The organism is Halogeometricum limi, assembly GCF_900115785.1.
Lineage (GTDB): Archaea > Halobacteriota > Halobacteria > Halobacteriales > Haloferacaceae > Halogeometricum > Halogeometricum limi.
On sequence record NZ_FOYS01000004.1, the window covers coordinates 194,981 to 208,580 of the forward strand.

The window sequence follows — 13,600 nt, forward strand, 5'->3', positions numbered from 1 at the left end:
TGGAACAAGGGTTTTGTCTCCCCACCCCGACCACTCCGTATGGATATCTTCCGCAGCGTCCACGCGGTCGCGACCGCTTCGGGCGACGGCGACGGCACCGGTGCCATCGACTGGTCAGCAGTCGCCGACGCCGCGAAGAACGTGACCGACCCCGGTGACCTCACGCTCTCCGAGGCCGACCGACAGGGGTACGCGACGGACGTGCGAGACGCCCGCGCCCGCCTCCGCGAAGTCGGCGAGGTGGAGTTCGACGTCCCCGACGCTATCGAGGTACAGAACCGACACCACTGGATAGACGCGAACATCCGAACCTTCGAACGCGTCATGCGCCCCATCGAGGAACGCGGCCGCGTCGCCCTCCCGGGCGTCACCCGCGTCGTCAACACCGGGACGATGGCGTTCATGCTCTCGTTCCTCGGGAAGAACGTGCTCGGCCAGTACGACCCCCTCCTCCTCGCCGAGGGAGACGAGGCGCACGGCCTCTACTTCGTCCACCCGAACATCGTCAAGGCCGCCGAGTCCCTGGACGTCGACCTCCCTCGCTTCCGCCGGTGGATCGCCTTCCACGAGGTGTCGCACGCCGCCGAGTTCGGAGCCGCGCCGTGGCTCTCGGACCACCTGGAGACGCGGATGCAGGACGGACTGGACGCCCTCGCAGACGGCGAGTTCGACCGCGACGCGTTCTCCGACCTCGACACGGCGATGACCGCCGTGGAGGGCTACGCGGAACTGCTCATGGACCGCGCGTTCGACGAGGAGTACGAAGACCTGCGCGCGAAACTCGACGCCCGCCGTCGCGGCGGCGGTCCGGTCGCCCGCATCGCCCGTCGACTCCTCGGCCTCGGAATGAAACGCCGTCAGTACGAACGCGGCGCGAAGTTCTTCGAGACGGTCGCGGACGAACGCGGCGTCGGTGCGGCCTCGGTCGTGTGGGAGAAACCGGAGAACCTGCCGACCGAAGCCGAGATAGAGAACCCGTGGAAGTGGATTTCGCGGGTCAACCCCGAATCGCGTCTCTGAACCACCGTCACCGCTCGCGACTCACCGACGGTTCGTCGTCGCGACGAACTCGGCCCACCACCGAACCAGGAAGTAGACGAGGACGAGGCCGAGGAGGAGTCCGCCGACGAAGCCGCCGCCGACGTAGAAGAGGTCGCCGCCCGCCTGAAGCGCGACGAGTGCACCCGAGACGGCCACGAGGAGGACGAATCCGACTCTCAGACGAGTCCCCGCGGCCGTCCGTTCGTCGTCGGTCATGCTCGGCCCGACCATCACTCGTCCTCCCGTTCGTAGGCGACGCTGACGTGCATCCCGAGGAACACCCACTCCTCGGCGTCGTCGCCTGCGGTGACTCGCCGTTCGAGCGTTCCGCTCCACCGCGTGTCGAAGTCGTAGTCGGTCTCCGCGTCCGTGTCCGTCCACGCCATCCGGACGCTGTCGGAGAAAGTGGCGTGGCCGTCGCGTTCGACGACGCGCAGAGCGTCGCTCTCGACGACCCAATCGGTCGTCGTCCGCGTCTGTTCGCGGAGTCCCTCCGCGATGGCGTCGTACCCCGCCAGCGTCTCGCCGACGCCGAACTTCACGGCGTCGGGTTCCTCGGCGAAGTACGGGTAGAGGGGTTCACCGCGGCGGAGGGCCTCGTAGTAGTCCTCGACGGTCGCCCGTGCGCTCATGGTCGATAGTCGGGTCGGAGGGATTTGAAAACACGGTTACGGGTCGGGTCGCGGACTCCCGAGTTCGGTGCTACTGGAAGCCACGGCCGACGTCGTCTTCCTCGATGAGTTCGTCTAAGTCTCGGTCGAGGAGTTCGTCGGCGTCGGCGAACTCGTCGGTCAAATCGTCTAAGCGGTCGGGTCGGCCGTCGAACTCGTACTCCATCGGGCCGAACGCGGGACTGTCGACGGCGTCCATCAGGTCGGTGAAGAAGTCTTCCGGCGTCGTCGGTGCCTCGGCGTGCACTTTCACCGTCTCCTCGACGCGCGTCGCCATCGACTTCGCGTGGTCCTCGTCCTCCGGCGCGGATTGGACGGCGAACCGGCCGCCGTCGTCGCCGCGTCGCGGGAGCAGGGGGTCGATTTCGTCGTCGATGCGGCGGGCGACGCGCGACCCGACGCCCCGCACTTCGAGGGGGTTCTTCGCGTACGTCTTCAGTTCGTAGACGCCGACGTTCGGGTGGCCCAAGAAGAGTTCCTCGCCGAGGCCGTCTTCGCGGTGGCCCGCGACGGCCCGCCAGCCCTCGGGGTCTGCGCCCGAGTCGGTGACGTCCGACAGGATGTCTGTCCAGTCCCTGACGCGCATACCCCACGGTACCACGGCGCGTCGGATGAGCGTGCCGGTTCCGGCGGTTCGGCGGGCAAGTCGCGCCCTCGCCGTCCCACCGCCGCGACCGACAGCGTTTTTCGCCCCGGCACGGACCAGTCTGTGTGAACCTCCGCGGCCGCATCGTCGAGGTGGGCGACGAACGCGAAGTGGAGACGCAGTACGGAACGCGGTCGCTCGCCGAGGTGTCGATTCGTCCCGACGGCGTCGACGACGACGCCGATGCGGCCGACGGAGACGCGTACGTCCGGGTGACGCTCTGGGGTAAGTGGACCCACACCGCCGACCTCGCGGAACCCGGGATGGACCTCCTCGTGACCGACGCCGAGGAGTCGGAGTACCGCGGCGAGAAGACGTACTCCACCTCGAAGGAGTCCTACGTCGTCCTCGAACCCGACTTCCTCGTAGACGTGACCGACGTTCGGTCGTGGGTGCAGTGCCCGCGGATGTACTATCTGAACAAGCTGTCGGGCATCCCGCTGAACTACCCGGTGGTGAAAGGGACCGTCGTCCACGAAGTGTTCGGTGACCTCCTCCGGGGCAGAGACTTGGACGACTCCATCGACGAACGCGTCGCCGAGGCGGGCTTGCAACTGGGACTCCTCGGTTACGACGCCGCCGAAGTCAGAGACGAGGTGCGTCGGAACGCCGCCGCCATCGAGGGCTGGTTGGCGCAGGGGACGCTCACCGAAGAGGACGCGTGGCGCTCCGAGTACACCCTCATCTCGCCGACGTTCGGAATCAAGGGGCGCGCGGACGCCCTCCGGCGCGGGATGCCCGTCGAGTTGAAGACGGGCAAGAACCTCAGGCGCGACCCGCGGTTTCAGGACAAGATTCAGGCCGCCGCGTACGCCCTCGTCCTCGCGGAACGCGGCGTCCCCGCGGACACCGGGACCCTCCTGTACACGAAGAACACGACGCTCGAACGGAACGAGGAGTCCGGCGACCTCTCGCCCGCAAAGGAGTTCTCCATCGGGAAGGGCCTCCTGGAGTTCGTCGTCCGCAAGCGAAACGAAATCGCCGCGATGGAGTTCGACTTCTCGGTGCCCACGGGGTTCGAGGCGGACGCGAAGTGCGAGTACTGCTTCGAGAAGGACACCTGCATGGTCGTCTCCGGCCGCCTGAACCAGGAGTCGAAGGCCGGGCAGATTGGGTCGCCACTCCCCGAGGACGAACGCGACTACTTCGACCGACTCTACCGCGCCATCGAGGAAGAGCGTCGAGAGACGCACGAGGAGTACCGAAAGCTCTGGGAGCAGTCCGCAGAAGAACGCGCCGCGGACGACCGGGCGATACTCGGCCTCGAACCCGCCGGTCGACGCGAAATCGAGGGCGGTCGGTGGGAACTCCGCGCGACGAAGACGGACGACGCGGTGTCGAAACTCCGCGAGGGGGACATCTGTCTCGCCAGCGACGGCGACCCGGTCGGCGGGCACGCCGAACTCTGTCGCATCCGCGAACTCGGAGACGAGGTGGTCGTCACGGCGGACGAACCCGTCTCGGTGCGCCGACTCGACGTCTACCCCTCCGAGATATCCGTCTCGCGGATGCTCACCGCCGTCCACGACGCCCTGTTGAAGGGCGACGAGCGGAGAAAGGACGTGCTGTTCGGCCGCCGCGAACCGGCGTTCACCGACCGAAGTTCGCGGACGTACATCGACAACAACGACTCGCAGGACGACGCCGTGAGACTGGCCGTCGACGCCGACGACGCCGCCCTCGTCCACGGGCCGCCGGGGACGGGCAAGACGTACACCATCGCCCGCATCGTCCGCGCCCTCGTCGCCGACGGCAACCGCGTCCTCCTGTCTGCGTTCACGAACCGCGCCGTCGACAACGCCCTGGAAGCCCTCCGCGACCAGGGCTTCGACTCCATCGTCCGCGTCGGCACCGAGAACGGCGTCCGCGAGGACATGCAGGAACTCCGTCTGGAGACGGCGGGCGAACCGAACGACTGCGCGGCGGAACTGAACGGCGCGCCCGTCGTCGCCGCCACCACCGCCTCCTGTGGGTCGCGCGTCGTCCGCGAGCAGTCGTTCGACGTGGCCCTCGTGGACGAGGCGTCGCAGTTGACAGAACCCGGCACACTGGCCGCCATCAACCGCGCCGACCGGTTCGTCCTCGTCGGCGACCACGAACAGTTGCCGCCGGTCGTGCGCGCGGAGAACGACCTCCAGCGGTCGCTGTTCGAACGTCTCGTCGAGGAGTACCCCGACGCGTCGGTGATGCTCGACCGCCAGTACCGGATGAGCCAGCGGATACAGGCCTTTTCGTCGGCGGAGTTCTACGACGGCGCACTCCGCCCGGCGACCGGCGAGGTGGCCGCCCAACGCCTCTCGGACCTCGGCATCGACGAATCCGTCCTCCCCGACGACCTGCACGACCCGGTGGCGTTCGTCGACAGCGACAGTCCCCGCGTCGGCAACACCAACCCCGGCGAGGCCGACCGAATCGCCGAACTGGTGGAGACGTACGTCGCCGCCGGCGTCGACCCGGACGACATCGGCGTCATCGCGCCGTTCCGCGCGCAGGTCGCCGAGATAAGCCGCCGGACGGACGTGACCGTCGACACCGTCGACCGATTCCAAGGCTCTTCGAAGGAGGTCATCCTCGTCTCGTTCGTCGTCAGCGGACGTATCGACGGCCCCATCTTCGAGGACCACCGGCGCATCAACGTCGCGTTGACCCGGGCGAAGAAGTCGCTCGTCCTCGTCGGCGACGCCGACGCCCTCGCCTCTGACCCGTTCTACGCGCGGATGCTGGAGTGGGCGCGTCGCTGACGCGGCGTCGTCTCTGGAGCGCTCCGTCCGGCGGGAACGCTTTTGCTCGCAGACGCCGTGTGTGTATCTATGTCGAACGAGCGTTCGGAGATGTCTCGGCCGAAGGCCGAACAGAGCGACGTGAAACTGCTCGGTATCCGACAGGCGTTGCTCGGTGCCGCCGCGGGGTTGGCCGGGATGGCGTCGATGGCTCCGTTCCTCGGTCTCGCGTGGATTCTCGGCGCGTTCGACCTCGCGGCCGTCTCCGGCCTCTCGACTATCGTCGGACTGGGCGGGTTCTCGCTCGGTCTGTTCATCTTCGTCGCCGGCGGGATGACGACGCTCCCGCTACTGTTCGTCTCGCTCGCGGTGTTCATGCCCGGCGAGACGGTAGCGCGGAAGGGCGCCGCGTTCTCCGCCGTCGTCTGGACGGGGTTCGCCGTCGCCTTCTGGACGGGTCAGACGGGCGTGACGCTCGCGCTCTTTCTCGTCCTCTCGCTTCTCGCGCACGTCGCCTACGGCTACGTCCTCGGGACCGTCTACGGTCGTTACGCGCACATTCCCGTCTACGACGTGTGAGCTGAACGAGGCGACTGCCGGACACAGGTGTTCTCCGAGACGCTCGACACACGCCGGAGCGTTCTTCACGTCCGACGACCTATCGCCACCGATTCATGACTACGTTGCGAGAACGGTTCGAGCAGTCGGACGCCTTCAGACGCGGCGTCATCGGCGCTATCGCCGGTGCACTCGCCGGAGTGGTACTCACGCTCCTCGGTGGGACTGGTATCAGCGACTTCCTCGTCGCAATCTTCATCGGCGGCGTCACCTACGTCGCGCTCTGGTTGCTGGTGAACTGAGCTTCAGTCGTCCACCGGCACGGCTTCGTCCTCGCCTATCTCGTCTATCACGCGGGCGTGGAACTCTCTGAGCACCTCGTTTTCGTCCTCCGCGAGGACCACGTCGCTCGCCGTCAGCGTCGCGAGACCGAACGCTCGGGGCGTCGGCGAGTCGACGGTGCGGGAGACGAGTTCAACGTCGCCCGCCTCGACGTCGTAAAGCACGTCTTTCACCGCGGCGACGTTCAGCTTGTCCTCCAGAATCTCTCTGTACGTCTCCTCCATCACGGCGAAGGAGTCGAGGTCGTCGGCGAACGAGAGGAGCATCTCCGAGGACACCTGCTGTTGGGCCGCGGACTTCTCGTATCCCTTGTAGCGCTTCAGAATCATCAGCGACCGCGTCGCGTTGATGCGGAAGTAGCGCTTGAGCAGGTCGGTGCCGTCGAGTGCGGCGCGGAGGTCCTCGTCCACCGACTCGGGGTCGAGGTCGGAGAAGACGTTGCGGAGGTCCACCTTCCGGTTCAGCGGCATCGAGATGGTGAAGCCGTTGTCGGCGACGGCGACCTGGACGTTCGTGTTCGACCGCCGCGCGCAGTGGTACGCGAGGAGTCGCGAGAGGCCGTCGTTGAACTGCCGGCCGTAGTTCGAGTGGACGTAGAAGTGTCTGCGGTACTCCGTCCGGTCGAGTTGCTCTTCGACGACGAGGCGGGAGTCGGTGGCGACGCTGTCGGGGCCGGCGTACCGTACCTGTTCGTCGAACATCCGAGTGATGGCCCGGACGCTGTTCTCGTCCAGCGGAAACTCCCTGAGCCACGTCCGGACGCCGGGCGCGCCGCCGTCTTCGAGTCGGCGGACGAGTTCGCCCTGAAACCGCGTTATCTCGCGCCCGAGGTCGTACGAGAGCGGAAGGCGTTCGGAGAACCACGAGGGGACGGTCGGACGTTGACTCGTCCGGTCGACGTACACCTTCGACCCGCGGCGATAGCGGTAGGCGAAGCGGTCGCCGCCGAGGACGAACACGTCGCCCTCCTCTAAGGTGTCGAGGTAGTTCTCGTCCAACTGGCCGACCCACTGGTCGCCGGACCGCGTCACCACGTCGCAGGTGAACGAGTCGGGGATGGTCCCGATGTTCGTCATGTAGATGACGCGGGCCATCCGGCCGCGCTTGCCGACGAGGTGTTCGCCGACGTCGTACTCGGGGTAGTGGTGTTCGCCGTCCGGCGCGTCGTTCGTGTCGCGCCACACCTTCGCGTAGACGTTCTTGTCCTCCAGTCCGTCGTAGTCCGACGTGAGATACGCCATCAACCGCTCCCACTCGGCGTCCGAGAAGTTCCGGTACGGGTACGCCCGCCGGAGGGTCTGACGAATCTCCGACTCGCGCCACACCCGGTTGATGGCCATGCCGTAGACGTGCTGTGCGGCCACGTCCTGGGCGTTCTCTGGGACGAACACGCGGTCGACGAACCCCTCTTCTGCTTTCTTCAGCATCACCGCGCACTCGACCAACTCGTCTCTGTCGAGGGCGACGACGCGGCCCTCGACCGTCTGGCCGAGTCGGTGGCCCGCCCGCCCGACGCGTTGGAGGAGGGAGGCGACGGACTTCGGCGACCCCACCTGTACGACGAGGTCGATGTGCGGCATGTCGATGCCGAGTTCGAGACTCGTGGAGGTGGTGACGACGTCCAACTCGCCCGCCTTCAACTGGCCTTCTATCTCCTGTCTGCGCTCTTTCGACAGACTGCCGTGGTGACAGCCAGAGTTGGTCTCGTCGTAGTCGTCGTACTCCTCTCTGAGGGTGTGGAGCACGCGTTCGGCCCCCGACCGGGTGTTCGTGAAGACGAGCGTGTTCGTGTGCGAGCGTATCAACTCGTCCAGTCGGTCGTAGAAGCGGTCCTGGACGACGCCGCGGGGCGTGTCGATGAGGTCGTCGGTCGGACACTCCAACCGGACGTCGAAGTCGCGGACGAACCGCGTGTCGACTATCTCGTAGTCGCGCGCCTCGCCGTTCGCGTCGCGGCCGACGAGATACTCCGCCATCGTCGTGAGGGGTTCGACCGTCGCCGAACAGCCGATTCTGGTCGGCGAGGACTCACAGAGGTTCTCCAGGCGTTCGAGCGAGACCGACAGATGCGTGCCGCGTTTGTTCTCCGCAAGGCTGTGAATCTCGTCGACGACGACGTACTCGACGGTCCGGAGTTTCTCTTTGAACTTCGGCGAGTTCAGCAAGATTGCGAGCGTCTCGGGCGTCGTGTTGAGGATGTGCGGCGTCGTCTCCAGCATCTTCTGGCGGTCGGCACTGGACGTGTCGCCGTGGCGGATAGCGTGCCGAATCGCCACCTCTTCGCCGCGTTCTTCCATCTTCGCCGCGATTCCGTCCAGCGGTTGCGCGAGGTTCCGGTGGATGTCGTTCGCGAGCGACTTCAGCGGTGAGACGTACAGACAGTAAACGGAGTTCTCCAGGCCGTCTTCGAGTTCTCTGTCTCGCCGAAAGAGGTCGTTGATGATGGCCGTAAAGGAGGCGAGCGTCTTCCCGGACCCGGTGGGCGCGCAGATGAGCGCGTTCTCACCCTCGTCGATGAGCGGGACCGCTTCGCGTTGCGGCGGCGTGAAGAACCCGCCGTTGCCCTCGACGTAGCGGCCGAACTGGTCGACCCACCACTCCCTCACGGAGGGTTCGAGCCGAGAGAGCACGTCCTCGTCCGCGAGCGAAACCGTCTCCGGGTCGAAGCCGAACGGGTCGTCCGCTCGACTCGCCGCCTCGCAGAGCAGTTTCCGTCCACGGCTACTCATTGTCCGCAGTCGGGGCCGCGCCTGTAAGTCCGTTGCGCCCGCGCGACGCGAGAGCGCGCTCGCGGCGGCGAGACGGTGGGCCGACGGGCCGAGCGGAGGGCGGTCAGTCGCGAGCGAGTTCTATCTGGTCGTTCCCGGTGAGGGTCACGACGTAGTCGGCGTAGCGGAACTGCAGCGTTCCGTTCGCTCCGCGCCCCGCGAACAGCGCGTCGACCGCGTCGGGGTCTATCGCATCGTACAACGGCGGGAGTTCGAGCGGGGAGATTCCCGACGCGGCGCTCACCGCGTCGACGATGGCGGTACTCGTGGCGGTGTCCGCGTCGACGGTGAACAGTGATTTACTCGCGGTCGTTGCCATACCGAGACCTAAACGACGGGCAGGTTATTAATCTTCGTCAGACATTCAGATTTTGAAGACAGTCTCGGGGTAGTGTGTATGGAGAGTCACCATCACTAACACCGGCCTCGACGTAGGACAGGTATGCGCGTCACGTTCCTCGGAACGGGCAGTGCGATGCCTCTCCCCGACCGCGTCCAGACCGGTCTGCTCCTCGAATCGGACGACAGAGCGCTCCTCGTCGACTGCGGGAGCGGGGTCCTCCACCGCCTCGCGAACACCGAGGTGGGCTACGAGGGCGTCGCGACGGTTCTTCTCACGCACCACCACTTGGACCACGTCTCGGACCTCTTGGCCCTCCTGAAGGCGCGGTGGCTAGCGGGAGAGACGCATCTCGAAGTCGTCGGCCCGACGGGAACGAAACGACTGCTCGACGGGTTGCTGGACGTCCACGACTACCTCCAAGAGCGAGTCGAACTCCGGGTCAGAGAGGTCACCACGGGGGAGTTCGAAGTCGCCGGGTTCGACGTGACGGCGAGAGAGACCAGACACTCGATGACCTGTCTCGCCTACCGCTTCGCGGGTGCGGACGGCGACTTCGTCTTCTCCGGGGACTCCGAGGCGTTCGAGGGGTTGGCGACGTTCGCCGACGGCGCGACCGTTCTCGCGCACGACTGCTCGTTCCCCGACGAGGTTGACGTGTCGAACCACCCGACGCCGACGCAGTTGGGCGAGACACTCGCGGGTCACGACGTCGGCCGCGTCTACCTCACGCATCTGTACCCGCACACCGACGGAAAACACGAGGAGATGCTCGACTCTATCGCCGCCCACTACGGCGGAGACGTTCGATTCGCCCGCGACGGCCTGCGCGTCGACGTGTGAAGCGCTTCGACCCTCGCTCCGCTCTCCGCGAGTCGAGACGCCGCGTGCTCGGTCGGAGACGGCGTCGGTTCGCCGCCGTCGAGCGACTACCCGCGAATCACGGTGCCCGCGTCGTCGCCCGCGAGGAAGTCCGCGAGGGCGCCGGGACCGAACACGTGGGCGGGCGCGCCGAGTTCGAGCAGTTCGCGGACTTTCGCGGCCATCCCGCCGGTCACGTCGGTGGTGTCGCTGCCGCCGAGGACGCTCGCCACGTCCTCGAACGACGTAATCTCCGGAATCACCTCGTCGTTCTCGTCGAGGACGCCCGGAACCGTCGAACAGAGTCCGACCCGGTCGGCGTCCAGTCCGCGGGCGAGACTCGTCACGAGTTCGTCGCCGCTGACGATGGTCGCGCCCGACCCGGCGTGCGCCACCACGTCGCCGTGGAGGACGGGGACGAACCCCTCGTCCAGCATCGTCGCCGTCGAATCGAGTGGGAGCGAAAAGTCCGCCTCGGCGTCTCTGACGGCGACGGAGAGCGGGTGGACCGGAAGCGCGGGGACGCCCGCCGCCAGCAGTCGCGCGACGATGGCGTCGTTCAGACGGCGCATCGCGTCGTGAATCTCGAAGACGGCTTCGGCGTCGTCGGTTCCGTCGGTGCTGCTGACGGCGTGTTTCTCGGCGTTGTGGTGGCCGAAACTGCCGCCGCCGTGAACGACGACGAGTCGGGCGGGGTCCGCGTCGGCGACGGCTTCGACGGCCGCCCCGAGCGTCTCCTCGTCCACCGTCTCCGGCGTCGCCTTGTCGGTGACGACGCTCCCGCCGAGTTTGAGCACCGTCGTCATTCTTCCACCCGGACGCCGTCGTGGGCGAGTTCGGCCCGAAAGACGTCCTCGCACTCGGCGGTGTAGCGAAGCGCCGTCTCCGTCTCTCTGGTCGCGTCGAGTGCGACGATACAGCCGCCACCGCCCGCGCCGGTGAGTTTCGCGCCGTGCGCGCCCGCCTCGCGGGCGGCCCACACCATGTTGTCGAGGGTGCGCGAGGAGACGCCGAGCGCTTCGAGCAGGCCGTGGTCGAAGTCCATCAGCAGGCCCAACTCCGAGAGGAGGTCCGCCGTGGGGTCGTCGCCGGGGTCGGCGTCGGCCAGAATCTCCTCCCCGCGGCGGACGAGGTCACCGATGTTCTCGACGGTCTCGGCGGCGAATCCGTACTCTTCGCGGAGTTCGCGTACCCCGGCGACGAGTTTGCCGGTGTCGCCCGCGCCGCCGTCGAACCCGACGACGAACGGGAGGTTCGGCGTCTCGATGCGCCGGCAGTCGTCTCCCTCGACGCGGACGGCCCCGCCCATCGCACAGCAGAACGTGTCCGCGCGGGAGGCCTGCCCGTCCTGCACCTCGTGTTCGGCGCGGTACGCCCTGTCGGCGAGTTCGGCGGCGTCCAACGGGTGGCCGAGTTCGCGTGTCGCGGCGTCGATGCCGGCGACGACGACGGCCGCCGAAGAGCCGAGTCCCGCGCCGAGAGGGATGTCGCTCTCGACGGTCACGTCGAACCCGGCGTTCGGCCGGTCGAGGGCGTCTCTGGCCTGTTCGACGGCGGCGTCGACGTAGCCGATTCCGGCCTCGACGAGGCCCTTCGCGACGTTCACGTCCGGGCGGCCGCCGCCGTCGCCGCCGTACTCGACGGTGAAGCCGTCGAGGCTGAGGTCCGGTGCGGTGACGCGAACTCGGTCGTCGTCGCGCGCCTCGGCCGAGACGGTCGCTCGACGCTCGATGGCGCACGGAATCGCGGGTTCGCCGTAGACGACTGCGTGCTCCCCGAACAGGTACACCTTGCCGGGAGCGCTGGAGACGGTCATATCCGAGGATTCCACGGACGCCGCTTAAGACTATCCGAGTGTCTCCGCGGGAGGGCGACCCGAACGGCCGCAGGGGTGACGAAGCGTTACTCGTCGTCGCCGCTGTTCGAACCGCTCGACTCGATGGAGACGTCCGAGAGGTCGTCGAGTTCGTCGACGTCGTCGTCGCCGCTCAACACCTTCATGGCGACGACCAGCGCCACGAGGAGGATGAGTGCGATGACCGCCGCTTTGCCGACGCCGCCGCCCGTCTCGTCGTCGCTGGCGTCGCTGGCATCGTTGGCATCGGTGTCGCTGGCGTCGTCGGCGTCGACTCGCGCCTCGCTCTCGTCCGCGTCGTCCGAGTCGGCGACGTCCGCCGAGCGCCCGGAGTCCAACTTGTCGACGCCGGCGAACTCGCCCTCGCCGTCGGAGTCGGCGTCTGCGCCCGCCTCGTCCGCCGCGGGTTCGTCGTCTCCGACCTCGATGGAGTGGTACTCGCCGTCGTCGCTTCCGTCGTCGGCCTGCTTCGACCACCGGAGTCGCGGCGTGGTGTTCGACGCGCTGAACGTCGCGTCGGGAAGGTGAATCTCGAAGAGCGTGAACGATTTGTCTCCCATTGCGTTTCGATACGCCGACAGGACGCATAATCGTTGTGCCACTCCCCGTTCGGCGTCTCGGACCGATGCCTTGAGGTGGTGATTCTTCCTCCCGATAGCTATGGACGACGAACGACGAACGTTTCTGAGGGACCTCCTGGAGACGCCGAGTCCCTCCGGCTACGAAGCGGACGGACAGCGCATCTGGGTCGCCTACGTCGAACAGTTCGCCGACGAGGTGACCGTCGACGCCTACGGCAACGCCGTCGCGGTCCACGAGGGAGACGACTCGGCCCCCGAAATCGCCTTCACGGGCCACGCCGACGAAATCGGGTACATCGTTCGCGACGTGACCGACGACGGGTTCCTCCGCATCGAGGCCATCGGCGGCGCGGACCGAACCGTCTCGAAGGGCCAACACGTCACGGTCCACGCCGCCGACGGCGGCGTTCCGGGCGTCGTCGGACAGACGGCCATCCACCTCCGGGACACCGGCAACGAGGAGTACGACGACCTGAAAGAGCAGTTCGTGGACATCGGCGTCGAGAGCGACGACGAGGCTCGCGAGTTGGTCGAAGTGGGCGACCCCCTGTGACCGTCGACACGCGCGTCCGCGACCTGCAGGGGACGCGACTGGCCGCGCGAGGAATGGACAACCGCGTCGGGACGTGGGCCGCCGCGGAGGCACTCAGACACGCCGTCGAGGCGGACGTCGACGCGACGGTGTACGCCGTGAGCACGGTGCAGGAGGAACTGGGCGTTCAGGGAGCGAAGATGGTCGGCCACGACCTGAACCCCGACGTCGCCGTCGCCATCGACGTGACGCACGCGACGGACAACCCCGACGTGGCGGGCAAGCGCCGCAGTCCGGTGACGCTGGGCGGGGGACCGGTCGTCTCGCGAGGGAGCGCGAACCACCCCGCGGTGGTCGCACTCGCGCGCGACGCCGCCGCCGATGCCGACATCGAGGTGCAGTTGCAGGCCGCCGGAATCCGAACGGGGACGGACGCAGACGCGTTCTACACCTCGAAGAGCGGAATCCCGTCGCTGAACGTCGGCGTCCCGAACCGCTACATGCACACGCCGGTGGAAGTCGTCGACACCGACGACGTCGACGCGGTGGCGTCGCTCCTCGGAGCGATGGCCGAACGCGCCGCCGACGCGGGGCCGTTCACCGTCGATATCTGAGTCACCCACCCGGCCCGTCGGAACGCCGTATCCGTTGCGTGGCTCTCACACGCAGGGACGCTCGCGCGAAA

Annotated in this window: 13 protein-coding genes and 1 pseudogene; 6 read left to right on the forward strand and 8 right to left on the reverse strand. The window is 67.3% G+C overall.

All coding sequences use genetic code 11. The annotated features are described in order from the left end of the window. The first annotated feature begins 39 nt into the window (after window positions 1-39). The gene (locus BM282_RS12850; protein ID WP_089881680.1) at window positions 40-1,020 is read left to right on the forward strand and encodes a zinc-dependent metalloprotease; all 981 of its coding nucleotides are present in this window, start codon (window positions 40-42) and stop codon (window positions 1,018-1,020) included. A 21-nt stretch (window positions 1,021-1,041) separates the two neighbouring features. On the opposite strand, the gene BM282_RS12855 is transcribed toward BM282_RS12850, so the two are convergent. The 3 genes from BM282_RS12855 to BM282_RS12865 all read right to left on the reverse strand — a co-directional run bounded on the left by BM282_RS12855 (window position 1,042) and on the right by BM282_RS12865 (window position 2,298). Beyond that, window positions 1,042-1,272 (reverse strand): hypothetical protein, encoded by a 231-nt coding sequence (locus BM282_RS12855; RefSeq protein WP_089881683.1) that lies wholly within the window; start codon window positions 1,270-1,272, stop codon window positions 1,042-1,044. Then, complete coding sequence (locus BM282_RS12860; protein WP_089881685.1) at window positions 1,272-1,673, reverse strand: nuclear transport factor 2 family protein; 402 nt, start codon at window positions 1,671-1,673, stop codon at window positions 1,272-1,274. Before BM282_RS12860 ends, BM282_RS12855 begins: the two co-directional genes overlap by 1 nt. Window positions 1,674-1,743: 70 nt before the next feature. Beyond that, complete coding sequence (locus BM282_RS12865) at window positions 1,744-2,298, reverse strand: hypothetical protein (RefSeq protein WP_089881688.1); 555 nt, start codon at window positions 2,296-2,298, stop codon at window positions 1,744-1,746. 125 nt (window positions 2,299-2,423) lie between these two features. Here BM282_RS12865 and BM282_RS12870 point away from each other — a divergent pair, with 125 nt between their 5' ends. The 3 genes from BM282_RS12870 (at window position 2,424) to BM282_RS12880 (ending at window position 5,938) form a co-directional block, all read left to right on the forward strand. Next, entirely contained in the window at window positions 2,424-5,099 is a 2,676-nt protein-coding gene (locus BM282_RS12870; RefSeq protein ID WP_089881692.1) for an AAA domain-containing protein, read from the forward strand. Between the two features lie 69 nt (window positions 5,100-5,168). Then, entirely contained in the window at window positions 5,169-5,657 is a 489-nt protein-coding gene (locus BM282_RS12875; RefSeq protein ID WP_089881695.1) for a DUF6789 family protein, read from the forward strand. A 95-nt stretch (window positions 5,658-5,752) separates the two neighbouring features. After that, the gene (locus BM282_RS12880; protein ID WP_089881698.1) at window positions 5,753-5,938 is read left to right on the forward strand and encodes a hypothetical protein; all 186 of its coding nucleotides are present in this window, start codon (window positions 5,753-5,755) and stop codon (window positions 5,936-5,938) included. A gap of 3 nt (window positions 5,939-5,941) precedes the next feature. On the opposite strand, the gene BM282_RS12885 is transcribed toward BM282_RS12880, so the two are convergent. Both BM282_RS12885 and BM282_RS12890 read right to left on the reverse strand, forming a co-directional pair. Next, window positions 5,942-8,707, reverse strand: coding sequence for an ATP-dependent helicase (locus BM282_RS12885; protein ID WP_089881701.1), 2,766 nt, complete (start codon window positions 8,705-8,707; stop codon window positions 5,942-5,944). Between the two features lie 103 nt (window positions 8,708-8,810). Further along, complete coding sequence (locus BM282_RS12890) at window positions 8,811-9,065, reverse strand: HalOD1 output domain-containing protein (RefSeq protein ID WP_089881704.1); 255 nt, start codon at window positions 9,063-9,065, stop codon at window positions 8,811-8,813. A gap of 123 nt (window positions 9,066-9,188) precedes the next feature. Between BM282_RS12890 and BM282_RS12895 the strand changes: the two genes are divergently transcribed. Then, window positions 9,189-9,929: an MBL fold metallo-hydrolase gene (locus tag BM282_RS12895; RefSeq protein ID WP_089881707.1), complete on the forward strand. Its 741-nt coding sequence runs from the start codon at window positions 9,189-9,191 to the stop codon at window positions 9,927-9,929. Between the two features lie 86 nt (window positions 9,930-10,015). Here BM282_RS12895 and BM282_RS12900 read toward each other — a convergent pair whose 3' ends face one another. From BM282_RS12900 to BM282_RS12910, 3 genes are all read right to left on the reverse strand, one after another. Beyond that, window positions 10,016-10,753, reverse strand: a complete 738-nt coding sequence (locus BM282_RS12900) for an isopentenyl phosphate kinase (RefSeq protein ID WP_089881710.1) — start codon at window positions 10,751-10,753, stop codon at window positions 10,016-10,018. Next, entirely contained in the window at window positions 10,750-11,763 is a 1,014-nt protein-coding gene (gene mvk / locus BM282_RS12905) for a mevalonate kinase (protein ID WP_089881713.1), read from the reverse strand. Before mvk ends, BM282_RS12900 begins: the two co-directional genes overlap by 4 nt. Window positions 11,764-11,849: 86 nt before the next feature. After that, window positions 11,850-12,362 carry a hypothetical protein gene (locus tag BM282_RS12910; RefSeq protein ID WP_089881716.1) on the reverse strand — a complete coding sequence of 171 codons (513 nt, stop codon included), beginning with the start codon at window positions 12,360-12,362 and terminating at the stop codon, window positions 11,850-11,852. 100 nt (window positions 12,363-12,462) lie between these two features. Here BM282_RS12910 and BM282_RS12915 point away from each other — a divergent pair. Next, window positions 12,463-13,529: pseudogene (locus BM282_RS12915) on the forward strand (M28 family peptidase). Window positions 13,530-13,600: the final 71 nt, after the last annotated feature.